The following is a 25208-nucleotide window of genomic DNA, read 5'->3' as shown; positions in this document are numbered from 1 at the left end:
CGATTTGCATAGCATTGCCAGCGAGATTCGCCAAGTTGTCATCTGGCTATCGTGGTCGTTATCGGTGGCTTTTCGGCTTATGCAGGTTAGGACCATCACAATTCAAACCCGATTTGTCGTTCTGGACAAATTTTGTCGCTTGCCGGATCCAACCAGACAGTTTTTATTCATTTGAATTCAGTCACCTCAACTGGTATTTTGGCAGTCTGAGCTGGAGGCTTGGGCGGTAAACAGAGCATGACTCTGCTTGCGCCAGGCTGTAACAGGAACCTTTTATGCGACATTTTTTCAAAGTTCTTTCTGCTGCTACGTTATTGGCCATTTTTTTCAGTCCAGCCAGTTTTGCTTTTAGCGTCATTTTTACCGAAACCGAATTCAAAATGCTCAGTGAGAACTGTAAAAAGTTTTATTCGGTGACTCAGGTTGGCCGCAATTTGAGTTACACGCTGAAATACAGTCTGACCGATTTTCGTGCTGCCTTTGACGATGCTGAAAAAGCGGGCGGGGCCTGGCACTATTGTGCTGGTCTGGTCTTTATGTCCAGAGCTGGCTTAGAAGCATCCCAAGCCAAAAAAATGGCGACTTATAAAAGAGCACTGGATGAAATTAGTTTTAGTGCCCGCAAGGTACATGAAGATCATCGGGTATACGGTGAAATCCATCTCAATCAGGCTAAAGCCGCATTTTTACTCGGGGATGCTGCTGCCAGTAAAACCATGTTGGAGCAACTGATCCAAAAACTACCAACTTATGTGCCGGCGAAGATTGAGTTATCCCGGCAACTGGCCAAAACCAAGCAGCTCCAGCCAGCCATTGATTTGTTGTTATCGGTTGACCCGGCGCAACGTGATAAATCGGCTGACTTGAATTATGCGTTGGGTGTTTATTATTTCCGCTTGAAAAAGCACGATGATGCACTCATTTATGCCCGAAAAGCCTACCAGCTTGGTTATCCTCTGCCTTGGTTAAAACAGCAGCTTCGTCACAAAGGGAAATCGCTCTGATGGGGTTGCCGCGTTGTGCTGAACTGATGAAAACCGGACAGATCTGATTGATGACAGGCCATATCTCACAGGCAAAACAAGCATTTAAGTGGACTTTATATCTGCGCGGCTTGTCGCAGTTGGTCACTTGGTTGATTTCATTGCTGATCATCAGATTTTTGACCCCTGCCGATTATGCCGTGGTCGCACTGACCGAAATCGTGTTTACCCTGGTATTGTTATTGTGTTCATCCGGACTTGGTGATGTGCTGATCCAGCAAAAACAACCGGAAGAAAAATTTAATCGCAAAATTTTGAATCTGTTGATTTGTCTGACAACCCTGATGTCAGCACTGTTGTTTTTCAGTGCGCCTATGCTGGCGCAATTTTATCAGCAGCAAGCACTAATTGATGTGCTCAGACTCAGCGCTTTGGTTTTTCTCTGTACGCCTTGGTTGGTGCTGGCCTCCAGTTTGCTGGCGCGGCAAATGGACTTTAAAAGTCGCGGACTGGTGGATTTATACTGCGCTGTTGGTACTGCTTTGTTATCTTTGGTGTTGGCTTGGCAGGGGTTTGGCTTCTGGGCACTGATATTGTCAAATTTACTCAATATCTTGTTAAGAGCGCTTGGTTACAGTTGGCTGATCGGTAAGTTTTACCTGCCGTTAGTTGATTTTTCAACCATGTGGCCAGCGCTAAAGTTTGGTTTGACAGTGGCCGCTACCAGCCTGATGTTCGGTTTGTTTATGAAAGTAGATATTCTGCTGGCGGGTTTAACTTTACCGACTGAAACGCTGGGTTTTTATGCACTTGCCATGCATCTGGCTATTTTACCGATGGCGAAATTGATGCCATTAGTGAATGAAGTTGCTTATCCTATGTATGCTAAAATCCGCCAGCAACCAGAAGAATGCCAACGTATTTTTGCCAAAGTGCTGAGCCTGACCAGCATGACAGTGTTTCCATTTTTCTTGTTATTTGCCGCTGTTGCTGAACCAGCAGTGGTGCTGCTGCTAGGGGAAGGCTGGCGTACTGCTGCCGCACCATTACAACTCATTCTTCTGACTATTCCGCTGCGGATGCTGAGTAATCTGTTTTCACCCTTACTCAAAGCGCTTGGTTATCCTGCCACAGGTTTACAACATGTGAGCTTCTCCTGTGTGCTGGTGGCACTTATGACCTGGCTGGCAGCCCCTTATGGTCTGATGGCTTTGGCCTGGGGTTGGCTGTTCAGCACACCTTTGATGTTAGCTTTTGCTTTGTGGTTATTGACCCGTCGTTCTGGCATTAGCTGGGCGTTATTATGGCAACATGTGCATAAACCTGTCCTGTTGTCCGTGTTGACCTTTGTATTGTTGCAGTGGGGCTTACAAAGCGTGACCTTTGGCTTTGGATTGACCTTGCCACAGCTGCAACTGGCGGAACACTGGTTGTTATTATTGGAATTGCTGATCAAAGGTAGTCTGGGTCTAGTGTGTTATATCAGCCTGAGTTGGTGGTTTAATCGCAGGCAGTGTCAGGAACTTATCCAATTTCGGTTTTAAGAGAGCGCGATGAAACTTTATTTTTTTAAAGACCAGGGTGGTAATTTCGGCGATGATTTAAACCCATGGTTATTTGGTCAGCTATTTCCGCAGGTGCTCGATGACAATACCGATGAGTTACTGGTTGGTATTGGCACCTTATTAAATCATCGGATCCCGCCAGCTGCCAAGGTGTCGGTCTTTGGCTCGGGTCATGGTTATGGCAGTTTACCGAAGGTCACGCCAGATTGGACCTTTTATTGTGTCAGAGGGCCTGGCACTGCCAAAGCCCTGGGACTCGACCCTGCGCTTGCGATCACCGACCCAGCCATGCTGGCGCCTTTGTTTGAGCAGCGACAGCCGGAGAAAAAATTCCGCGTTTCTTACATGCCGCATTGTGATAGCGCCAGACTTGGTGACTGGCAGCAAATTTGCGCCTTAGCTGGCGTCAACCTGATTGACCCGCGCCAGGATTTTCTTGAGGTGTTTTTGCAAATCAAGCAAAGTGAGCATCTGATCACTGAAGCTATGCATGGTGCTATTTTGGCAGATGCCTTCCGGGTTCCCTGGACACCGGCCAAAGCTTATCCGCATATCTCTGAATTTAAATGGCAGGACTGGCTGGACTCAGTACAAGTGCAGGCCAGTTTTCGGCCCTTAGTGCCGGTCTATCGTGGTGATGAGCTGTACAGTTCGATGGATACATTGAAAAATAAAACCAAAAGGGCACTGGCAGCGCTCTCCATTTGGCGTGATAGCTGGCAAGCACCACCGTTGGCGCAGTCAAGTCCCAGGGTGATGGAGGCAGCTGCAGCAGCATTGGCTGAGATTGCCACTCGTTCAACAGGGCATTTAAGCAGCGATACCTTACTGGCGACGAATACCGAACGATTATTGGCCAAAGCGCAACTTCTGAGGCAGCAACATGAACGTTAACAACAGCAGCGCTGTCACTGTATTACCGAAAGTCAGTGTTGTGATGCCCAGTTATAACAATGCAGCTTTCATTCAAACTGCCATCGACAGTGTGTTGCAGCAAGATTATGCCAATCTGGAATTGATTGTCGTGGATGATGGTTCCAGCGATAACAGTGTAGCGATTTTACAAAGTTACGGCGATCGGATCCGGTTGATTTGTCAGCCGAATGCCGGACCTGCGGCGGCCCGGAATCAGGGGTTACGTCATGTGACCGGTGACTTTGTCGCTTTCCATGACAGTGATGATTTGTGGTTACCAGGTAAAGTCAGCGCGCAGGTCGCTTTTTTACTGCAACATCCGCAGTATGTCGCTTGTTACAGTCATTGGCTGGTGTGGGATGGTGGGGCAGTCGATGCAGAATATCAGCAGTCTGCCAGCACTGAGCTTGCCAGTGAACTGGATACCGCTGGTTCAGGCTGGTTGTATCTGCCGCTTTTGAAAGTGTCTTTGCTGCATACTATTACGGTCTTGATCCGGCGCGAAGTGGTGACTGCAGTCGGCCTGTTTTCAGAAGATTTTCGCATTGGTGAAGATCATCATTACTGGCTGCGGCTGGCTCGTTACGGCCAAATCGCCAAGTTGCGGCCGGTGTTTGCGCTGTACCGGCAGAATCCGGCCAGTACCACCAATAAAGTACATTTGCGTAATTATAGTCTGGAAGTATTGCAGTCAGCCCTACAACAGTTTGGCACCAGTTGCCCGTCCGGTCAGACGTTACCAGATGTAACTGTCAACCAGTATCTGGGGGAGCGACATTTTACTTATGGCTACCAGTGTTTCTGGAGTGGCAGGCCCGATTTGGCTGCTGCAGCCTTTTATCAGAGCTTCCGCCACCGGTTTATGCCTGGTCGCTCCTGGTTGTACTGGTTGCTAAGCAGTAACAGTCTGAGCTACCGACTATTTCGCGCTGTTAAATCCTGATTTTCTTGGCCCGCAACTGATGGCGATCGGCTGCGACCGATTGCTGTTGTTGCTGCATATGCGTCGCTTTGGCCAGATTCACCACCACCACAAGACCTAATAAAGCATAAGCTAAGTCAAAATAAGCCAGACTGACATTCAGCCCTGTAATGCCATAGCCAAGAAAAGAGACATTAAGCGCACTGGATAAATTTGCCATCCACGGAATATTGTGCCGCACGCCATACCGATAATTGCGAAAATTATTCAAATACGAATTGGCCAGGATCAGTAAAAACAGCACTAACCCGATAAAGCCATGATCGCCCAGCACCTGGAAATAAATATTATGAGCAGCTTTAGGGGCAAGCTCGTCCGGAATTGGCGGTGTTGCTATAGGGCCAAAGTTCGGGGTAAAACCACCATAATAGTGCCATAAGGATGGATCTGTCACGGCACGATAGCCACCGCCTGTCATTGGATCATTCAATGCGATCAGGGTTGATATTTTCCAGGCCCAGAGCCGGCCGATAAAAGAGCTATCCTCCGTGGCGGCGGTTGACACCGTGCTTTGACGTTCGCGCCACTCCTCCGGGGTATTCATGTATAGCGTTGGTATCAACAATGCAGCCGCCAATGCCAGCACAATTTTGTGTTTACTGCGCAGCCAGGCAGCGCCGGCAATAATACATAAACCGATAAAACCACCACGGGAATAAGTGCCGACAACCGCAACGATATTCAGCATTGCCAGCAGCCATAAGCCACGTTTTAGCCATTTATGGTCGGTCACGCTGATTAAAAAGAAAATCAGCGGAATACTCATATTGATAGCGACGGCTAAATCGTTGCGGTCAATCACGACGCCGGCACGGCCAATGATTTCATGACCGCCGCCGGACAAAATAAACTTTAAACCTTCCATGGCGGCATAGGCTGACACAGAAAAAATAATGCACCAGATAAAAGTGATAATTTCTACTTTGCTGCGGATAATCAGCACAATAAAGATAAATAGCAGCGCCGTTTTAATATGGTCGGTAAAGTATTTAAAGACTTCAGCACCATCCAGCGTGTTGTGCGCCATGGTCGAAATACTGGCTTGCAGTAAAAACAGCAGCATCAGCCAGCCAACACCACCGATACTGAACCTTTTGTTTTTGTAGGCAAACAAATAAGACAAAAAAGTGATAATAACGATGGTCAGGTTCATCCGGAAATGGGTGGAAAAACCAAAAGCCCAGGCGGTCGGGGCGGTCAGTGCTATCCAGATCCAGGCACAAACGCCAATATAAGGCCGGCGGAACGAGTGGTAAATCACAAAGAAAAATAACGCCACAATCAGAATATCACGCATGGTTATTTATCCTGATCATTGTGTTTAATCGACCATAAAATCAGATAGATCATGGCCACAACGTTGAGTAGTAAAAACAAACTATCGAGCATCTGACTGACTCAGTTGTTGCGCCAGCGCATAAATTTTATGCGCAGTCTCATCCCAGGAAAATTGTTCGGCATACAGACGGGTGGCGGCCCGATCTGCCGGCTGCTGCATTTCTGCGGCAACCGCTGCTTGCAGTGCCAGCACTGTCCGTTCAAGCAGTAAAGTACCGGCGGCTGGAGCTGCTACCACTTCCGGTGTGCCCCAGACGCTGGTTGCCAGTACCCGGGTGCCGCAGGCCATCGACTCCAGTAACACATTAGCCCAGCCTTCGCGGCTGGACGGCAGCAGCAGTAAGTCGGCGCAGTTATAATCGCTGACCAGTTGCTCAGGCGTACGATGACCCAGAAAGTGCACTCGGGTGGTTAAACCCAGCCGTGCCACTTGTTGTTGCAACTCAGTTTGCATCTCACCGTCACCAGCCAGCAGTAAGCTGGCGCCTGGTAATGCTGCCAGGGCATCGATAATCAGATACTGGCCTTTACGTTCGATAAAATGCCCCACACAAAGCAGCACATACTGGTCGTCGAGCTGGCGCTGCTGGCGTAACTGCGAGCGCTCAGCTGCTGCCAGCGGTTTAAACAATGCCAAATCAACACCATTACGGAGCACCGCATAATGCGACTGCTGTGGTGCCAGTTCGCGCATTTCATTAACCAGTGCCTGACAGACCCCGGCACAAACATCGGCCCGTTGCAGCGCTCTGACAATCAAGGGCCGGATCGCCGGGTAGTTGGGCAGCAAGCTGATATCATTGCCCCTGGCAGTTAACATCAAAGGTTTTTTCAGCAGACGAGCCAGCCAGCCAGCTGCCACGCCATCCGGATAAATATAATGACCGTCCAGCACGTCGGCACTCTTGAGCACCTCCGGCTGGCGCCAATAAAACCAGAGTAACGACAGCAACATAAAAAATGGGTTGCTGTACATGCCAAGCCCTGGGATCGCCAGATATCTGGGATGATACAAGCGGATGCCATGCCGGACTTCGGTGCCAGGCACTGCAGTTAACGCTTTTCGACTGGCGATAAACCGACCCGCCAGTGGAAACCAGGGCACTGGTGCCAGTACTTCCAGCTGCAGATCCGGGTATAAGGCTTTGAGCTTACGTAATCGGGTTTCAATAAAAATGCCATGCCGTGGCTGGCTGGCATTGGGGTAAAGTGAAGTCAGCGCCAGTATTTTCATAAAGCAGCCAAAGCCCGCTGATACACTTGCTGGTAATTGGCAACAGAATTACGCCAGGTACGCTGATGGCGGACAAAGGCCAGTGCCTGCTGCTGAATTTGCTGATAGCGCTCAGGCAGCACCACAGTTTCAGGCTGGAGTTCTGCCAGAATGCTGCTGATTTGGCTGGTTAAATCGGCCAGATTATCTTTTTTAAATAACCAGCCGGTTTTACCATGTTCAATCAATTCATGATGGCCACCGACATCGGATGCCAGTAGTAATTTGCCCTGTGCCATCGCTTCTAAGGGTTTGAGCGGTGTCACCAGTTCGGTCAGTCGCATCGATTTGCGCGGATAGACCAGCAAGTCAACCAGGCTGTAATAACTATTCACCACCGTATGCGGCACCCGGCCAGGCATAATCACCGCGTGCTCCAGGCCCAGATCGCGGATCTGTTGCTGCAGTGCTTGCTGTTGCGGGCCGCCGCCGACCAGCAATAACACGGTATCCGGTTGTTGTTTTAAAATAGCCGGCATGGCTGCGACTAATAAATCTAAACCTTCATAAGCATAAAAAGAGCCCAGAAAACCCAGCACTTTTTTACCGGCAAGGCCAAGCTGATGCTGTAGCTGCAGATCTTTTTCGCTCAGTAATTGAAATTGTTCGACATTCACCGCATTGGGGATGGCAGTGATTTTATCGCTTCGGATACCACGACTGAGCATATCCAGCCGCAGACCTTCGCAAATGGTGGTCACCGCATTGGCGTGACGCAGCACATAAGTTTCCAGCGCTTTGGTCGAACGATAACGTAAATCACCTTCACGGCAGGTGCCATGATCGACTGCGGCATCTTCCCAAAAGGCGCGCACTTCATACACCACCGGCAAACCGGTTTCGCGACCAGCCAGTAAGGCCGCCATACCATTCAGGGCAGGCGAGTGCGCATGCAACACATCGGGTTTCTCGATGGCGATGACTTCCAGCAACCGTTTTTTCATCGCAGGGATCAGCGCCAGTTGATCCAGCACCGGTAGCTTGCTAAATAAGCCCTCTGGTGCTTTGGTGCGGTAAAATTGCAGGCCATCAATGGTCTCGACATCGGCCTGACAGGGGCCTTGTTTTGGGCTGGTGACATGGCAAGTCTGGTAACCGGCGGCTTGTTGCTGCTGCAAAATGGCCCGTGAGCGGAAGGTATAACCACTATGTAACGGGATGGAATGATCAAATAAATGCAGGATTTTCATCAGGTACTACCTTATTCCAACCGCAAAAAGTGATCAAACATCATCAGGGTCCAGAGCGCTGCGCTGTTATCTTTTAAGCCACTCAGATGATCAGCCACCAGCTTCTGCAGTTGCTGCGGGTTAAAAATGCCTGACGCTAACATCCGGCTTGATAACACATCATCCTGCAGTTTTTGCTTCAGCGGTCCGCGGAACCAGTCAGCCAGCGGTACGGCAAAACCCATCTTTTTGCGGTACAACACATCATCCGGCAAATGCGGTTCCAGCGTTTTTTTCAGCGTCAGCTTACCGACGCCATTGGCCAGATTGGCATCAGACTGCAGCCGGAACGCCCACTCGATAAACTTGTGATCTAAAAATGGCACCCGCACTTCCAGCGAATGTGCCATCGAGGCCCGATCGACTTTGGTCAGAATATCGCCGACCAGATAGGTTTTTAAATCAATGTATTGCACTGTTTTTAGCGCATCAAGCTGTTTGGTTTTTTGCTGATGGCGGCGAAACACCTGCAGTGAGTTGTAACCCTGCAGTTTTTGTTTAAAGTCACTGGAGAACAGTTTAGCGCGCTCATCGGCGCGTAAAATTGAAATCGAGTTGTGATAACCCTGCACTGAATCCATCGCCATCGACTGAAAAGTGGTTTTAGCACGCAGGAATTTTGGTGCCCAGTCCAGTTTCGGATACCATTTGCCCAATGGCGTAAATATGGCCTGACGTAGCCCCAGTGGTAAAGTGTTGCGCACTTTGTCTTCATTCATATGCATGTTGTAACGACGATAACCGGCAAACAACTCATCGCCACCATCGCCAGACAAAGCCACCGTCACTTGTTGCCGTGCCATTTCACAGACCCGGTAGGTTGGCATGGCCGAACTGTCGGCATAAGGTTCGTCATAAAGCCCGGCTAATTGGTCAATCAGTTCAAAATCATTCTGGCTGATGACTTTGACCTGATGATTGGTGTGATAACGGTCGGCGACCAGCTGGGCAAATTCAGTTTCATTAAAAGTCGGCACATCAAAACCAATAGCACAGGTATTGACGGGCTCGGTCTGCAATTGCGACATCATGGCCACGACCGCAGAAGAGTCGACACCGCCGGATAAAAAAGCACCGAGCGGCACATCCGCCACCATCCGGATCCCAACGGCTTCTTTAAAACGGTTGATGAGTTCAGCTTCAGCCTCGGCCGCTGGCATATCGCTTGGCCACTGCGTCGGGATGTCCCAGTATTGTTCTGGCTCTGGCAGGCTGGTGATGCCAGGCGTCAGTAACATCCGATGGCCAGGTTCGAGCTTAAAACAATGCTGATAAATGGTATGAGGTTCAGGCACATAACCAAAACTGAAATAATCTTCAATAGCGCTGTGACGCAAGGTGCGGTCAAAGTTCGGATGTTGTTTCAGCACTTTCAGCTCAGAGCCAAACACAAACTCGTTGCCTGGCAGCAGGGCATAAAACATCGGTTTGACGCCAAGCCGATCGCGGGCTAAAAACAGACTTTGCTGCTGCTGATCCCAGATGCCGATGGCGAACATGCCACGCAGATGATGCACACAGTCCACACCCCATTCGCGCCAGGCATGCAAAATAGTTTCAGTATCGCCCTGACTGATAAACTGATAGCCCTTAGCCTGCAGTTCGCTGCGTAACTCTTTAAAGTTGTAAATCTCGCCGTTAAACACCACACAGACACTGTTATCCGGCGTGCGCATCGGTTGCGGGCTGCCGTCTATGTCGATGATGGATAACCGGCGGTGTGCGAGGCCAACACCGGGCGCAAAGAAATAGTCACCGGCATCCGGACCACGGTGTAACTGACGGTCATTCATCCGGCGCAGGATCTCTGCATCCGGCAGTTGCTGACTGGTTGGCAAATAAATACCGGCAATTCCACACATACTAACTAAGTTCCTTTTTCCTGACCGACTGATACAGCTGGTGATATTTGAGCACCATAGTATCCAGACTAAAGTTGTTTTGGCAGTGTTTTTTTACCAGCGCACTGTCGCTGGCCTGCCGCGCCGGATCCTTAAGATAAAGCGCCATCGCCTGACAAAGCTGTGGCGCATCGTTGCTGTCGAACAAATGGCTGGCCTGATGTGCTGGCAGCATAAGTTCCGGATTGCCGCCAACGCGGGAGGCAATCACTGGCAGTCCGGCGGCCATCGCTTCGAGGATGGTATTTGAAATGCCTTCGGCCAGTGACGGCAATACAAAGATATCCATCTGCGCCATTAACGCCGGGATATCGGTGCTGTTGCCGGCAAAGATCACGGCTGCGCTGATGCCTGCATCGCTGACGCGTTGCTCGAGGCGGGCACGCTCACTGCCATCGCCGACCAGTAATAATTTCAGCCGCGCCTGCCAGTTTGGGAATTGTTGCCATAACAAAATAAAAGCTTCGAGCAATAATTGCTGGTTTTTCACCACGGCCATCCGGCCGACAGTGCCAAACACCAGATCATCGCTTTGAAGTGGCAGCGGCAGCGCAGGCGATACCTGGCTGTCAGCCGCTGCGGCAAATTTATCGACATCAACACCATTACAGATCCGGCGCAGTCGTGCCGGTGGCACCGCAATGCGGTCGCGCAAATAAGCTTCAGCTTCACTCGACAAGGCGACAAACTGATGCACCAGCGGTTTGAGCCAGCGTCTGAGACGCTGATATTTCAGATTACTGCCCGCTAAATCATTGACATCCCAGCCGTGTTCACCATGAACGCGCAGCGGCACGCCCAGCAACGCAGCAACAAGCTGACCTTCCATCGTACTTAAATTACGGCTATGAAATACGTCTGGTTGTAACTGGCGCAGCAACTTCAGCAGTCGCCAATGTAAGGCCAAGTCCAGGCCATCTTGTTTATCCAAATGATAAACCTGCGTATCCGGATGGGTGATCCGGCTGAAAAACAGCGGATCATGGCCTTTTTGGCAAACAATACTGTGGCGATACTGCGCGGCTGGTAAACGGTTAATCAGGTTGACGATCCCATTTTCCAGCCCCCCGGTATGAAAGCCCCAGACATAATGCACGATGTGGATGGCAGGCGGATGGCTTGCTGCGCTGACATTCATCTTAAGGTTCCATCCTGAGTTGGGTTGGCGTTGCTGGTTGCTCTGCCGGTAAAGCAGGCGTGGCGGCCAGCTCTGTGGCTACTTGCACTAATCTGGCTTCGTCAACCGCCTGGTTTGTCACCAGCACTGACACTGCATTAATTTGGCCGGGCCTGGCATCTGCACTGAGGAGCGCCTGCAATTGCGCCAGTTTAACTTTCAGCTCGCTGTAGCCGCTAAAACGACCCACCTGATACCAATGGATCAACAACCTGGTTTCACCACTGAGACTTTTTAACACCGTCAGTTTTGCATCGATGACACCAAGTTGCAGCGGACGGCTGGTAGTTTCTGTCCAGTGTTTGGGGTGATATAAGCGATTGGCCCAGCCAATCAGTTCACCTTCGGATTGGCGATGGCCGAATTCAGCGCGAAACACTGCAAGATGCTCTGGCAAGCTCAGCAAAGTCTGGCGCTGGCTGTGTGGAAAATGGATGCCCCAGTTGTCGCTGCTGCCATTCTGGCTGATACTGCCAGACCACTGCAGAGCCGCCGCAGGTGCAAGGGGGGCTTGTTGTAACGGTAACTGCTGACTCCAGTACCAAAACAGGCCACACAGACTGATACTGAGTGCAGCGTGCAACCAGCTTTTTGGCTGTGCTGGAGTCAACTGCGCTAAAGTTGCCGCGTCTGCGCTCACAAGGCTGTCAGTGGCGTTCTGGTCGCTGGCGGCGCTGGCTGGAAAGTCAGTAAATTTGCCGCCAAGATAAAACATCAGCAGTAACACCAAACCAAACACCAGCCAGCCATAAATATAGTGATCATCGCCAAAGCCATAAGCCATATTGGTTTGTTCCGCGATCAGGATCAGTACAAATGCGCGTAAACCGTTCGCCAGCACTGACACCAGAATTAATGCCAGCATAAATAAACACTGGCGGCGGAAGCTTTTAAAGGTCAGATGTGCGAATAAAGTGCCAATTGCCAGCGAGGCGATTAAAAAACGCAAACCGGAACAAGCCACCGCCACTTCAAAATGGCCAACCGGCGTGCTGATATACAAACCTTCCCGAAACACCGGGATGGTACTGAGTTGCAGGAAAAACACCGTTAAATCTGCGGTAATATCCTGCAACATCGGATGCAACTCTTCACCAAAAGGCAGCAGGAAGATCAGGTAAAAAATCGGAAACTTGAGCTGCCAGGCTAATTTCAGTCCCAGCCAACTGATCAGCAAAAGTTGCAGTGCCAATACCGCCGCCAGTTGGCTCAGCGCCGCGACTTCGGCGGCATAACCCACTATCCACAGCAGTAGCAGCGGCAATAGTAATAAGCTAAGGCGCCAATCTGCGGTTGGACGCTGACTGAGCTGTTGCTGACTGGTGGTCAATAACCAAAGAATAATGAAAGGGACGGCATATGCATGGGTATAGGTATCAGACCCGCGCCAGACGGCCTCCATCGCCACCAGACTGGGCCAGAATACCAGCAGCCAGCCGGCCATAACCAGAAACAGCAGTGCTAAGGCAGTTTTATCTTGCCATAATATCTTCATTGGCGGCCAACCATACTCAGCAGCGGTGCCAGGGTGGCAGGCCAGGTAAAGTGGTCAATGACCCATTGCCGGTTGGGGTTGCCGCTGGCATCTTGTTGCAGTAATTGCAGACAAAAACGGGCAAACTCAGCTGCATCGTCTGACTGTTGCAAATAAGGCCCGTTTGGGGCATTAATCCCTTCCATGGCCATGCCGGTGGCAACGATTGCTTTGTTCATCGCCATGGCTTCCAGCACTTTATTCTGAATGCCCCGGGCGATGCGAAGTGGCGCTACCACCAGTGCCGCATTGGCGATATAAGGCCGGATATCATGCACCCTGCCGGTGACAACGACGCCTGCTTGTTGCGCCAACGCCACCACTTCAGCCGTTGGATTACCACCGACAATATAAAACCACAGTTCTGGCCTTTGCTGTTTGAGCGCAGGCCAGACTTCATTGACAAACCAACGCACGGCATCGACATTGGCCCAATAATCCATCGCGCCAGTGAACACCAGATAAGGCTGATGACAGGGCAGTTCTTGTTGTGCTGATTCGCTCTGGCGGGCGTCAGTAAACGCCGGGTCAAAAAATACCGTATCAACGCCGTTCAGCAGCGCTTTGACTTTTGACTGGCTAATGGCCGGCGTTTGCTGGCGGAACAGCCTGGCTTCGTCTTCTGACACAAACAAACTGTAATCGAAGGTCTTGCAATAATATTGTTCTTTCTGGGCTAATAACCGAAATTCACGCTGGTAAATAAATCGCATCAGACCCTGATTTTTTTCGGCATATTGCCGCCATTTATCCGAATCAATATCAACAAAATCCAATACCCGGTGCAAATGTGCATACATTTTACCATCAACATATTGGGCCATCGCCGATGAATAGATAAACACAGTATCAATCTTTTGCTCGCGGATGGTTTGGTCGACCCATTGCTGCAACTTTTGATCAAAATAATAGGGCAGGGTAATAGGTTTAGCGCTGAAAAAACTGCTCAGCCCTTTTAATTTTGCGACCAGCTTATGTTGTGGCCGGCAATAATATTCGCTGCACCAATTGGCTAACTGGGCTTCATATTGGTAATCAAAGGCATCATCGATAAAACAGCCGAGGTAAATATCATAATGCACTGCCAGCGCTTTTAAGATATTAAAAGAGCGGATCTTATCGCCTTTATTTGGTGGATAAGGGATACGGTGGCATAAATAAAGCAGTTTAGGTTTTGCCATCATTTATCCCAGATAATGTGCCAGTTTCGGACCTAACCAGCGGCTTAGCGGCAAGGGCAATTTCTGCCATAACCGGATAAAGAGCTGATATTTCGGATTGTTTGGACTGAGGTTTGCCAGTTGCTGCGCCTTCACCAGTTTAAATTGGTAATGCAGTAATTGATCCTGCATGCCCCAGTGTTTTTTATAACTAAAAGCACCGGAATCTAGTTTGCTACGGCCAAAATCAAAAAAGTCACAGCCTTTGGCGGCTCTGGCATGGCACATCAGTTGGTAATACATCAGATCGTTACTTTTCAGCTCACGCGCGACAGGTTTACCACCGCCGTAATAAGGCAACACCTGATTTTTATAATAAAAATTAAATACCGAAGACACTGCCTGACCCGCAGCACGCACGGTCAGAATATCAGTCCGCTCTGGAAAGGCTTGTTGCAGTGCTTTAATCAGTTGCGACGAAAACACCGGGGTGCCAAGATTACGCAGGCTTTCTGAATAAATGGCATAAAAATCAGTCGGATCCTGTTCAATCTGACAACTGAGCTCGGATTGCAGGCCTTTGCGGATCAAAGCCCGCTGATTCTTTTTAATGGCGGCCAGCATCGCCGCATCATCTTGCGCCAGTGGCATACCAAAAGTGGCATGCTGGCTGCGGGTCAGCCAGTCGTTGTCTTGCGGCTGCCGATAACGCAGTTCCACCTGGTCAACGCCGAGCTCAGTGCCAATCTCGACCGCTTTTTGTTCCAGTAACCGTCTGACCTCTGGTTCACCGACGGCACCACCGTAGACACAAAATGGCGTCGAAACCAGTGAATTGCCAAACAGTTTGCTGTGTACCCAAGCCAGTGGCAGGACGCCGGTAATTTCACCATCAAGGGTGGCATATAAATAATAAGTGGGATGGCCTAACGTCAGCTGCAGGACTTGCTGCCAGCCGGACAAGTGAAAAAAAGTGCCGTCGGCGCGTTGATCAACAAAAGCATCCCACTGGGCACGTCGTGGTTGGTCATCAATGGCTAAGGTCGCAATCTGGTACATCTGGATCCCTTGATGTGCTGGTTTTTTTATGCAGCCCGCAATTCCAGGCCGCGAGTAATAAGCATCAAACTGCCTGCCAATGGCAGGCAGGGCAGGCAAAGGCTAGCCAGCTAAGGTGTGCTGATACACCTGGCCCAGACTACGCCATTGAAAATCCTGCAATAACAGGTCAAGCTTATGTTCCATTTTGTCCAGATTGACATAATGGCGGAATTTAGATTTTTGCCCGGCATCGGCGATGCGCGGTTGGGCCGGATCGATTTCCCAGGGATGAAAATAAAACATATAAGGCATTAAATCATCGTTGATAAAACGCCGGATCAGTCTTTTACTCAACCAATAGGGCATCAGGCGGAAATAACCGCCACCAGCAATCGGCAACTGCCGGCCATACATAGTCAATGTCGGCATCGGAATTTCCCAAATGCCTTCCGGCCGCAAATAAGGTTGTTGCGGCCAGTCCGGTACGCCGTATAAATCATGTTTGACCGGGTAGGTGCTGGAACTGTAACTGTGGCCAGCATCCCGTAAAATCTGGAATGCCCATTCACTTTGTTTGTTAATGGAAAAACTGGGCGCACGATAACCAGGTACTGGCTGGCCGGTTAATTGCTCCAGTAAGTCTTTGGCTTTGTGTACATCGGCAGCGAATTCAGCTGGGGTTTGCTGATGGACGCGGGTGTGAGCATAGCCATGGCTGGCGACTTCATGGCCACGGCGGCACACTTCTTTCACCAGGTCCGGAAAACGCTCTGCCACCCAACCCAAAAAGAAAAACGTCGCAGTGGCGCCATTGCGTTCAAACTGATCGAGCAATTGCCGGGTGTTGCGATCAACTCTGGGCACCATCTGATCCCAATCGGATGGATTGATATTATTTTCAAAAGCAGCGACATGGAAATAGTCTTCAATATCAATGGTTAACGCATTAAACTTCAACGCCTGACTCATCTGTATCAGCGCCCTTTGCCAAATAACACAATTTCAACGGTCCGGATCAGTATCACCAAATCAAGTAATAAGGTCCGATGCTTGATGTAATACAGGTCAAACTTTAATTTTTCCTGGGCATCCTCAGTGGTTGAGCCATAAGGATATTTCAGTTGCGCCCAGCCTGTCAGGCCAGGTTTTACATTATGCCGCTGGTTATAATAAGGAATTTCTTTTACTAACTTTTCGACAAACTCAGGCCGCTCTGGTCTTGGACCGACAAAGCCCATGTCACCAATAATGATATTAAACAGTTGCGGCAGTTCATCGATGCGGTATTTACGGATAAAACCGCCAATTTTGGTGACCCGGTCATCATTGATGGAGGCCCAGGTGGCGCCATTTTTTTCGGCGTCAGGCCGCATACTGCGAAATTTAAGGATCTGAAAAGGTTTGCCGTCGATACCAATACGGATTTGACGGTAAAACACCGAAGCACCGGTGCGGCGACCATCATCCAGATAAATCACCAAAGCCGTAACTAGCATTAATGGCCAGACAATGAGTAAGACACAAATCGCCAGCAGGGCATTCAGCCGATGGTCGAGACTGGTTTTGAATCTGTGGTTCATTTCAAAACCATTGGAATAAATGACCCAGCTCGGATAAATCAGATTCACAGCAATTTGACCGGTCTCTTGCTCGATAAAGTCAAGAATTTCAATAACATCAATGCCGCGGGTTTTGCATTTAAATAAATGTTCAACCGGTAGCATGTTGCGTCTTTCATCACAGGCAATGACGAGCTGATCAATTTCGTGTTCGAAAGCATAGTCATACAAGGTGTTTTTATAATCAAAATGAATGGTTTTACTGTCTGGAATATGGCCGGGTTGGTCCCCTTCAATCCAGACAAAACCATGAATTTCAAAATTACGTTTATCGACGTTACGTCGCATCCGACGCTCGATAATAGATGCCCGTTCACCGGAACCCAGGATCAACACCTTGCGCCGGCTGATTTTGGTGACATCGTGATAGTGAAACAGCATCCGAAAAGCGGTCAGCGTCAGCATGGATAAAAATGCCGCGATCAGGCTATAGCTGATGCCCAGATGTAAAGATGGCACGATACTGAAAATGACCAGTTCGAGTAAAATACCTGACAGTATTAAAGTGATCACCACGCGTTTGAACACACCACCGGTGTCTTCACGTAGTTTCTGATCATACAAACCAACAGATAAGGCACACAGCATCACACAGCCAGTAAACAGCACTGCGTTGATAGCGGCCATTTCCTGATCAACAGGCTGGTACAGGGAATAGACATACGAAGCTGCAAAACTTGAGACCAACAACAACAGCATCTCACCGAGCAAAAAAAGTTTGTCAGCTAACGTATTTTTACCAAATCGAACAGCCTTATTCATCAACACATCTTCCTGGTTTTGCTACTGCTAATTCAGTTTTCCACTTTGTCTGCTTGACTAAGCGAACTTGCTGGAGAAGTATACGCTCGTGTTTTTAAAACTGAAATTAATTTTTTATGGCGGTCGCCACATCAATGTCAAATTCAGTTATATTACTTTCGCATCAGCAATAAGGACGCAAGATATGAATGCAACAATTGGTCGGTTTACCCTTCTTACACTTATCTCAGCCCTTGCGTTGCAAGGTTGCAGTAGCAGTTCATCCCTTCCGGCAGCTACTGTACATAACTCCCTGACCACTGCGGTAACAGATTATAAATATCTGATTGGACCGAACGATACCGTCAATATTTTTGTCTGGCGTAACCCTGAGCTATCGGGCTCCTTTATTGTGCGACCTGATGGTCAAATTACCACCTCATTGGTTGAAGACATCGTGGTTGCTGGTAAAACCCCAACCCAACTGGCCCGCGAAATGGAAACCATTCTGGCCAAGTTTATCCGTGATCCGGTGGTCACTGTGTCAGTGAATGGCTTTGTCGGCCCTTACAGCGAACAAGTTCGGGTGATTGGGGCGGCGGCCAAACCTCAGGCTTATCCTTACCGTCAATATATGACGCTGCTGGATTTAATGATTGCATCCGGTGGTTTGACTGAATTTGCCAGTGGCAACAGTGCCAAACTGGTCAGAACGGTCGATGGTAAGCAAGTGAGTTACCTGATCAAACTGGATGATCTCATCCGGGAAGGGGATATTTCTGCCAATGTTGATATGTTGCCTGGTGATATCGTAATTATTCCGGAAGCCTGGTTCTGAGAGTTGTTGCTGGAGTAGTTCGATGAAGGAAATAAACCTGGCAATAGAGATGTTGCTCATCTATCTGCAGGGCGTTTGGCTGAGGCGGCGATATATTATTATCACAGCTTGGCTGATTTGTCCGCTTGGCTGGTTGTTTGTTTTTAATCTGCCGCCAACCTATGAAGCCAATGCCAAAATTTATATTGAGACCCGCTCAGCGCTGGATCCAATTCTGGCAGGTCTGACGCTTCGTAATGACCCTGATGAAGAAGTGCAACTGATGGCACGGACTTTATTAAGCCGGCCTAACTTAGAAGACATTGCCCGCGCCACTGATATGGATGTTACCGCCAGTGATAAGGCGGCTTACGAGAACTTAATTGATAATCTGCAAGACAATATCAAACTAACTTCGGCTGGCCGTGAAAACCTTTATGTGATTTCTTATGCCAACGCCTCGCCGCAACTGGCGAAACGGCTGGTGCAGGAAACAGTCAATAAGTTTGTTGAAAGCCGGATGGGGAATGCCGTCGCTGACAACCGTAAAGCCGCCGACTTCCTGGACTCGCAAATCAAAGATTATGAAAAACGGCTGGCTGAAGCTGAAGCCCGTTTATCAGAATTTAAGAAAACGCAGATGGCGGAAACTCAGGGCGCTGAACAAGGTTTTTATGCCCGCATCGAAGCTGAGAAGCAGCGGCTGGAAGAGGCACAGCTGCAGCAGCGTGAGCTGGAAGGTCAGCTGGCTTCGGCCAGACGTCAGTTAGAAGGCGAAGATCCGGTGATGTTTGACTATAACTCTGGCGCACCGGCCGGTTTTAGCTCGCAGTTTGATGAAAGGATTAAAACCCTGCAGTCCCAGCTGGATTCTTTGTTGATCCGCTTTACTGACAATCACCCTGATGTGGTGGAAACCCGTCGGCTGATGGACAGTCTGAAACAGCAACGTGATGAAGAAATTGCCGTGTTGGAACAACAGGCGCAAACATCACCTGCCTCCTCTGGCTTAAATCAGAGCCAGGTTTATCAGGAAATGAAATTAAATGCCGCCCGGCTTGAAAACGAAATGGCGTCGGTGAATGTCCGGGTCCAAAATTATGCCGATAAACTGGCTGCGCTGGAGCGGCAACGCAATATCATTCCGGATATCGAAGCCCGTTATGCCGGTTTAAACCGCGATTACGATATTACTAAAATGAAGTATGAAGAACTACTGAGCCGGCGTGAGTCGATTGACTTGTCACAAAAAGCCGATGAATCGCAGCAGGATGTCCAGTTTAAGATTATTGAACCACCCCATGTCCCCCTGAAACCGTCAGGACCACCGCGTGTCTTGCTCTATACTGTGGTATTAGTGGCTGGGGCTGCACTGGGTATTTTTATGGCCTTCGCCCGCAGTCAGATTTCACCTGTAGTGACCAGTGCTTTGCAACTGAAAACTATTGCCGACTTCCCGGTGTTTGGTCTGGTTTCTCATACCAGCAAAGCGCAATTACAACGGCAGAACAAAAAGCACTTGCTGTACTTTTTACTGCTCAGCGGCATGCTGATCTTCAGCTATTGTCTGTTAGTCACCAATGAACTGGTGTTTGGCATTACCGCCGCGCAAATTGTAGGACGCCTGTTATGAGTACCATTGAAAAAGCGCTGGATAAAATGGGCAATCTGCAGGCCAATGCTGGGATACTTCCGGCTGAGTCTGCAGCGACGACTGCAGAAGCGGCAACTGAGTCTGCCGCAGCCACGGCAGTGCCGCTGGCTGCAGTGGTCGAGGCTGAACAGGTTATTCCGCAGCACGTGACAGGTGCGGCTGAGCCCATGGTGAAAGCTGCTCAGTCTGAGGTGCAGGCAGTAACTGCAGTCAATCGCAATTATGTTGAAATAGACTTACAGAGTCTCAGTGAGCGCAACTTTGTGGCTATTGCCACCGAGCGGCGGTTGATTTATGAAGAGTTTCGTGTCATTAAGCGCAAGCTGATTAATAACGCCTTCGGACCGCTCAGCAGTTCGCTCAAGCATCCGAATCTGATCCTGGTGACCAGTAGCAGACCTGGTGAAGGCAAAACTTTTACGTCGGTTAATCTGGCACTGAGTATCGCGCTGGAACAGGATAAAACTGTGTTACTGGTCGATGCCGACGTGCTCAGACCCAATGTTTCCAGAACACTGCAAATCTCGACGCCACGTGGCCTGACGGATTATCTCAGTACAGATAAGCTTGATGTCAGCGATATTATGTACAGCACCAATGTCGAACGGTTGAAACTCATTACCGCCGGTAAACCACACCATTTGTCCACCGAATTACTGGCCAGTGACAAAATGGTTGATTTGGTGCAGGAATTTGCTTCCCGCTATCCGGATCGGATCGTCATTTTTGATGCGCCACCCTTGTTAGGGGTTAATGAAACGTCGGTCATGGCCGGCATGTGTGGTCAGGCGGTCGTGGTGCTGGAAGAGAATAAAACCAAACTGGATGAACTGGACAAAGCCATCAGCCTGTTGCCGAAGGATTTGGCCGTTGGTTTTGTCATCAATAAAGCTTATTACAGTCGCGATAAAGGATATGGCTACGGTTATGGATATTATGCGGAATAAAAGCCACAGTGCTTCCGGTCGGCAACAGCGCAGTTTCACTCTGCAGCCACTGGCTGCGCTGATGCTGCTATTCTCCGTGCCGCTGGCGGCAGAAATTGAGCTGATGCCGGCACTGAGTCTCGCCAGCTATGGTTATGGCGTGAAACAAGCTGGCGCCGACACTGATCGCGGCATGGCGCAAAGTATCAACCCCGGACTGAATTTACGTTATCAGGGCTCCTGGTTACAGTCCAATTTGGGTGTTGACCACGAAGCGCTTTATTACCGTGATGAGCAACGCGAAAATAGTGGTTATAGCAATTTTCGTTTTGATAACAGAGCCAGTTTTTTACGCGATCAATTGCAGTTTCAACTCAGTTCAGCCCGCAGCCATCGCGCTGCTGGCAATCAGTTTTCCCGCTATGCCGATGAGGTCACCAATGGTGATCAAATGGCGACCGTGGATAATAACAGTGCCAGAATGGCGTTTACCAACAATAAACTTGACTGGCTGAACAGCAAGATTGCGCTCAGTGTGGATGAGAGTTCGACCGATAGAATTAATGATCCATTGCTGCTTGATCCAAGCTTAACAGCCTTTGATTTGAGTAACAGAAGATACAGTGCCGATATCACGCTGAATTCTGCCCGTCGCAATTCCGCTGTATTCTGGGATCTGGATATCAATGCGGCCAAAACCGACCGCGAAAACGAACTGGATTATTACAACCGCCGTGGCTCGGCCACCTTGGGTGTATCGCTGCTCTCGGGACTGGCGCTGATTGGGCGTGGCTCTTATGAAAGTAACAGCGATATTGGTACTGGCAACCGCTTTGCCGATTTTCGCGATTATGACAGTGTTGGCGCTGGTTTAGAGTGGAAAATTACCGAGCGCTCCTGGTGGAATCTGACCTATAACAAAATTGATGATCAACAAGGCGGCACTGAGTATATCGGTACTGAATTCAGTTTTCAGCCATCCCGTCGCACCCGACTCAGTGGCAACTTTGACCGGCGCTTTTTCGGCCGTACCGCGCAGGTCAGCGGCAGTTATAATCTGAAAAATCTGAATATGCAGCTGAGTTTTTCTGACTCAGTCGATTCGCTGTTAGGTTTTAGTGGGGCAGGGACTGGTGTGCTGAACTGCCCACCGGGATTCTTACCTTATCAGAATCAATGTTTACCGGAAGTATTAATACCGCTGTTACCCATCCAAAACGGCAACCTGAATGAGTCACTGGTGATCCGCCGCAATGGCAGTTTCAGTCTGGGTTATGTCTTCAGCCGTTTGACCTTACAGTTGCAGCTTGGTGCACGGCGCGATATTTATCTGGAACAAGATGCTGAAACCAAAGATAACTATGCCAATCTGTCGGCAAACTGGCTGTTGTCACAACGTCATTCTTTGTCGATGAATACCTCGTTTTCTGATGTGAAATACCTTGGCAATCAGCTGGGCGCTGGTGGTAGCTTTGGTCAGCGTGAAGGCCAGCAGGGCAGTGCCGAACTGGCTTTGATCCGGCGGATGAGTCCGCAACTGACCGGTACGCTAAGCGCAAAACATGTCAAAGTTGATTTTAAAGAAACTTTGGATGACTATCAGGAAAATCGGTTATCGCTGGAGTTTCGCTTTCAGTTTTAACAGCAGAGACAACCAATCAGCATAAAGGCAGCCTTAGCTGCCTTTATGCTTGGTGTCAGTCGGTGCATTCTGTGCTTCATGACTGGTTTGATTGTGCTGGCGTTGTTCCTGTTGCAGTATTTGCTGATGTTGCTGGTTTAATAAAGTGTCCAGCTCTTTGGCCATCTTAATTTTATGCTGCAGTGAGCTGTCTAATAAGCCGGATAATTCCTGTAACATCGCCTGATAAGGGTTCATTTGTGCTGCTGGTATGGCATTTACCGGCTTGACGGCAGCAGTGTCAGGCGTCGCCACAGCAACAGGCGGCTTGGGGATCGGCTTTTGTTGCGCCACTTCACCGCTAATTTCTGCTATCACCTGTTGTAAATCGTCGGCATCCAGTAACGTTTTTTCTTCTAAAAAGCCGTACAGCAAACTGCGGTCTAGCAGGTTATTAATCTTACGTGGGATGCCATTGGTAAATTGCTGGATCAGCGGATAACAGTTGGCTGCCAGCAGCGGTCGGTTGACACCCGCCTGCTGGATGCGGTATTCAACATAAGCCTGCGTCTCTTCCTCGCAGAGCGCCGTTAAATTGGACGAGGCGATAATGCGCTGCTTGAACTGTTCCATATCATCCGACTGAATAATGGCATTTAATTCATTTTGGCCGAGTAAAAAGCTCTGCAGCAGTGGTTTGCCAGCAATTTGGAAGTTAGAGAGCATCCTGAGCTCTTCAATGGATGCCAGCGGTAAATTCTGCGCTTCGTCCACCAGTAATAAAGCCCGCTTATGTTGTCGATGTAATAAGGTCAGATAATTGGCAATCGCTTCCAGATAAGCGGCATTGTTGTTCTCGCGCACTGTTAATTCAAACACCGAGGCAATCATCCGTAATAAGTCATCTGGTCCCAGTCTGGAGGTGACTATTTGGCGCGCCACTATTTTTTGTGGATCCAGTCTGGCCAGTAATTGATTGGCAATGGTGGTTTTACCGGTGCCAACATCACCGGTGATCACAATAAAACCTTCGCCCTGATTGAGGCCGTATTCCAGATAGGAGAGGGCGCGTTTATGCAGTTTACTGGCAAAAAACCATTGCGGATTTGGCGTTAACTGAAAGGGCCGTGCTGAAAATCCGTAATACGCTTCGTACATCGGTCTGTTTTCCCTGATTGAACCTGCATGCAATTCCTGTGAAGTGCATGCGAAACTGTCCGAATGATAGCACAGTGCATCCGGCCGCCAAGCAATGGATTTGGCTGAAAATTAGCAAAAATGCGGCGGATGCTACTGTTTTAGCGCACATTTTGTGCGTGCTGGGCAAAAAACGTCCGAACGAATTTAGCTTTCGAAAAAAGCTGTTGACACATTTTAGCTTGCCCCATAGAATGCGCCTCGTCTTGTGACGAAGCAGAATCAGCGATGATGCTGCCAAGTCCGATGGTGTGGGGCTATAGCTCAGCTGGGAGAGCGCTTGCATGGCATGCAAGAGGTCAGCGGTTCGATCCCGCTTAGCTCCACCAAAGTTTACCATGTGTCCCTTTCGTCTAGAGGCCTAGGACACCGCCCTTTCACGGCGGTAACAGGGGTTCGAATCCCCTAAGGGACGCCAAGTAAACACAAGACACGAATGTATCCGCGGGTCCCTTTCGTCTAGAGGCCTAGGACACCGCCCTTTCACGGCGGTAACAGGGGTTCGAATCCCCTAAGGGACGCCAATACATTCAACCGATAACAGCACTGTGTCCCTTTCGTCTAGAGGCCTAGGACACCGCCCTTTCACGGCGGTAACAGGGGTTCGAATCCCCTAAGGGACGCCACGCTGCTATCAACACCTAGGATGTCCCTTTCGTCTAGAGGCCTAGGACACCGCCCTTTCACGGCGGTAACAGGGGTTCGAATCCCCTAAGGGACGCCACTTGGTGCTATACCAGTGATTGTATAAATTAGCTGCACGACCATCTTGTTGCCTCAATTCCAGTTGGCAGCAATTATGATGGGGCTATAGCTCAGCTGGGAGAGCGCTTGCATGGCATGCAAGAGGTCAGCGGTTCGATCCCGCTTAGCTCCACCAACTCTTCTTCAGTACCACTGCAATAACTTCGCATTTTTATATATTTTTCAGCATTTTGCCAATTCTATCAGCTGATTTAATCTACCTATTTATTCAGATCTGCCTAAGTTACATTTGCCTAAGTTACAAGGTCTCGACCTGTGACGGCCAACCCATTTGCCTCCGCATAGAGCTTAAGATGGAACGGCACTTTTAATGTGTCTGGCTGTTAACAGCTTGCCATTGGCCCTGGTGTAGATAACCAATGATCCGTACCCCTTTGGCTTCGTTTGCAGGCAAATAACCCACGGCATTTTTATCCGTTTGCAGCAATTTCAGCAGTTGCTGGTTGTTGTCGATAAAAATCATGTCACTGGCTACGCCGGTGAATAACATTCTGGACCAATAGGACTGATATTGGCTGGCCGATAAATTCAGCATTTGCAGACAAAACTGGCGGTGTTGTTCTGAACTACGTGGTAAATGTAACACTTTGGCGGTTTGGCCGTTTTGAAAGCTACTGATCTTATTCAGATAGAGCTGAATTAGCTGCTGTTGATCAAGTGCCGTCGTATTATCAGGGTGGACCACCACGGCTAGCATGGTACCGCTGTCAGTCGCGCTGACGCTGGCCAGGCAACTGCACCACAGGACGCACAGTGCAGCCAGCATGCTT

Annotated in this window: 20 protein-coding genes and 6 tRNA genes; 14 read left to right on the top strand and 12 right to left on the bottom strand. The window is 49.4% G+C overall.

The window, feature by feature from the left end:
- Positions 1-275 precede the first annotated feature (275 nt).
- The 4 genes from AC53GJ_RS13605 to AC53GJ_RS13590 are packed head-to-tail and all read left to right on the top strand — an operon-like array spanning position 276 to position 4406.
- The gene (locus AC53GJ_RS13605) at positions 276-1004 is read left to right on the top strand and encodes a hypothetical protein (RefSeq protein ID WP_496728367.1); all 729 of its coding nucleotides are present in this window, start codon (positions 276-278) and stop codon (positions 1002-1004) included.
- A gap of 50 nt (positions 1005-1054) precedes the next feature.
- A complete protein-coding gene (locus AC53GJ_RS13600; RefSeq protein ID WP_496728365.1) occupies positions 1055-2527 on the top strand; it encodes an oligosaccharide flippase family protein in 1473 nt (490 codons plus the stop codon).
- A gap of 9 nt (positions 2528-2536) precedes the next feature.
- A complete protein-coding gene (locus AC53GJ_RS13595; protein WP_496728364.1) occupies positions 2537-3442 on the top strand; it encodes a polysaccharide pyruvyl transferase family protein in 906 nt (301 codons plus the stop codon).
- Positions 3432-4406: a glycosyltransferase gene (locus AC53GJ_RS13590; RefSeq protein ID WP_496728362.1), complete on the top strand. Its 975-nt coding sequence runs from the start codon at positions 3432-3434 to the stop codon at positions 4404-4406. The genes AC53GJ_RS13595 and AC53GJ_RS13590 overlap by 11 nt, the downstream gene beginning before the upstream one ends.
- Here AC53GJ_RS13590 and AC53GJ_RS13585 read toward each other — a convergent pair.
- From AC53GJ_RS13585 to AC53GJ_RS13540, 10 genes are all read right to left on the bottom strand, one after another.
- The gene (locus AC53GJ_RS13585) at positions 4396-5742 is read right to left on the bottom strand and encodes a putative O-glycosylation ligase, exosortase A system-associated (protein WP_496728361.1); all 1347 of its coding nucleotides are present in this window, start codon (positions 5740-5742) and stop codon (positions 4396-4398) included. The genes AC53GJ_RS13590 and AC53GJ_RS13585 overlap by 11 nt on opposite strands.
- 81 nt (positions 5743-5823) lie before the next feature.
- Complete coding sequence (locus tag AC53GJ_RS13580) at positions 5824-7017, bottom strand: glycosyltransferase (RefSeq protein ID WP_496728359.1); 1194 nt, start codon at positions 7015-7017, stop codon at positions 5824-5826.
- Positions 7014-8246, bottom strand: a complete 1233-nt coding sequence (locus tag AC53GJ_RS13575; RefSeq protein ID WP_496728357.1) for a TIGR04063 family PEP-CTERM/XrtA system glycosyltransferase — start codon at positions 8244-8246, stop codon at positions 7014-7016. Before AC53GJ_RS13575 ends, AC53GJ_RS13580 begins: the two co-directional genes overlap by 4 nt.
- Positions 8247-8257: 11 nt before the next feature.
- Positions 8258-10147, bottom strand: a complete 1890-nt coding sequence (locus AC53GJ_RS13570; RefSeq protein ID WP_496728355.1) for an XrtA/PEP-CTERM system amidotransferase — start codon at positions 10145-10147, stop codon at positions 8258-8260.
- 1 nt (position 10148) lies between these two features.
- Positions 10149-11324 carry a TIGR03088 family PEP-CTERM/XrtA system glycosyltransferase gene (locus AC53GJ_RS13565; RefSeq protein WP_496728353.1) on the bottom strand — a complete coding sequence of 392 codons (1176 nt, stop codon included), beginning with the start codon at positions 11322-11324 and terminating at the stop codon, positions 10149-10151.
- A 1-nt stretch (position 11325) separates the two neighbouring features.
- The gene (gene xrtA / locus AC53GJ_RS13560; protein ID WP_496728352.1) at positions 11326-12858 is read right to left on the bottom strand and encodes an exosortase A; all 1533 of its coding nucleotides are present in this window, start codon (positions 12856-12858) and stop codon (positions 11326-11328) included.
- Positions 12855-14081 (bottom strand): TIGR03087 family PEP-CTERM/XrtA system glycosyltransferase, encoded by a 1227-nt coding sequence (locus tag AC53GJ_RS13555; RefSeq protein ID WP_496728350.1) that lies wholly within the window; start codon positions 14079-14081, stop codon positions 12855-12857. Before AC53GJ_RS13555 ends, xrtA begins: the two co-directional genes overlap by 4 nt.
- Complete coding sequence (locus AC53GJ_RS13550) at positions 14082-15116, bottom strand: FemAB family XrtA/PEP-CTERM system-associated protein (RefSeq protein ID WP_496728348.1); 1035 nt, start codon at positions 15114-15116, stop codon at positions 14082-14084. It lies immediately after the preceding gene.
- Between the two features lie 102 nt (positions 15117-15218).
- The gene (locus tag AC53GJ_RS13545; RefSeq protein WP_496732797.1) at positions 15219-16073 is read right to left on the bottom strand and encodes an XrtA system polysaccharide deacetylase; all 855 of its coding nucleotides are present in this window, start codon (positions 16071-16073) and stop codon (positions 15219-15221) included.
- Positions 16073-17479, bottom strand: a complete 1407-nt coding sequence (locus tag AC53GJ_RS13540; RefSeq protein WP_496728346.1) for a TIGR03013 family XrtA/PEP-CTERM system glycosyltransferase — start codon at positions 17477-17479, stop codon at positions 16073-16075. Before AC53GJ_RS13540 ends, AC53GJ_RS13545 begins: the two co-directional genes overlap by 1 nt.
- 184 nt (positions 17480-17663) lie before the next feature.
- Between AC53GJ_RS13540 and AC53GJ_RS13535 the strand changes: the two genes are divergently transcribed.
- Genes AC53GJ_RS13535 through AC53GJ_RS13520 form a run of 4 tightly spaced genes read left to right on the top strand, consistent with a single transcriptional unit; the run spans position 17664 to position 22497 of the window.
- Positions 17664-18296: an XrtA/PEP-CTERM system exopolysaccharide export protein gene (locus tag AC53GJ_RS13535; RefSeq protein WP_496728344.1), complete on the top strand. Its 633-nt coding sequence runs from the start codon at positions 17664-17666 to the stop codon at positions 18294-18296.
- Positions 18297-18318: 22 nt separating this feature from the next.
- Entirely contained in the window at positions 18319-19908 is a 1590-nt protein-coding gene (locus tag AC53GJ_RS13530; protein ID WP_496728342.1) for an XrtA system polysaccharide chain length determinant, read from the top strand.
- A complete protein-coding gene (locus AC53GJ_RS13525; protein ID WP_496728340.1) occupies positions 19905-20876 on the top strand; it encodes an XrtA-associated tyrosine autokinase in 972 nt (323 codons plus the stop codon). Before AC53GJ_RS13530 ends, AC53GJ_RS13525 begins: the two co-directional genes overlap by 4 nt.
- Complete coding sequence (locus AC53GJ_RS13520) at positions 20866-22497, top strand: porin family protein (protein WP_496728338.1); 1632 nt, start codon at positions 20866-20868, stop codon at positions 22495-22497. The genes AC53GJ_RS13525 and AC53GJ_RS13520 overlap by 11 nt, the downstream gene beginning before the upstream one ends.
- A 33-nt stretch (positions 22498-22530) precedes the next feature.
- Here AC53GJ_RS13520 and AC53GJ_RS13515 read toward each other — a convergent pair whose 3' ends face one another.
- Positions 22531-23634: an ExeA family protein gene (locus tag AC53GJ_RS13515; protein WP_496728336.1), complete on the bottom strand. Its 1104-nt coding sequence runs from the start codon at positions 23632-23634 to the stop codon at positions 22531-22533.
- A 292-nt stretch (positions 23635-23926) separates the two neighbouring features.
- On the opposite strand from AC53GJ_RS13515, the gene AC53GJ_RS13510 reads away from it, so the two are divergent.
- From AC53GJ_RS13510 to AC53GJ_RS13485, 6 genes are all read left to right on the top strand, one after another.
- A tRNA-Ala gene (locus AC53GJ_RS13510) sits at positions 23927-24002 on the top strand.
- 13 nt (positions 24003-24015) lie between these two features.
- Positions 24016-24091: transfer RNA gene (locus AC53GJ_RS13505), tRNA-Glu, on the top strand.
- Positions 24092-24121: 30 nt separating this feature from the next.
- Positions 24122-24197, top strand: a tRNA-Glu gene (locus AC53GJ_RS13500).
- 26 nt (positions 24198-24223) lie between these two features.
- Positions 24224-24299, top strand: a tRNA-Glu gene (locus AC53GJ_RS13495).
- Positions 24300-24321: 22 nt separating this feature from the next.
- Positions 24322-24397 (top strand) — tRNA-Glu (locus AC53GJ_RS13490).
- A gap of 80 nt (positions 24398-24477) precedes the next feature.
- Positions 24478-24553, top strand: a tRNA-Ala gene (locus tag AC53GJ_RS13485).
- A 192-nt stretch (positions 24554-24745) separates the two neighbouring features.
- Here AC53GJ_RS13485 and AC53GJ_RS13480 read toward each other — a convergent pair.
- Complete coding sequence (locus AC53GJ_RS13480; RefSeq protein WP_496728334.1) at positions 24746-25204, bottom strand: type 2 periplasmic-binding domain-containing protein; 459 nt, start codon at positions 25202-25204, stop codon at positions 24746-24748.
- Positions 25205-25208: the final 4 nt, after the last annotated feature.

The sequence above is a fragment of the Rheinheimera sp. B2H12 genome (assembly GCF_059620065.1).
Note: the sequence above shows the minus strand (reverse complement) of the source record. Positions and strands in the feature narration are given on the sequence as shown.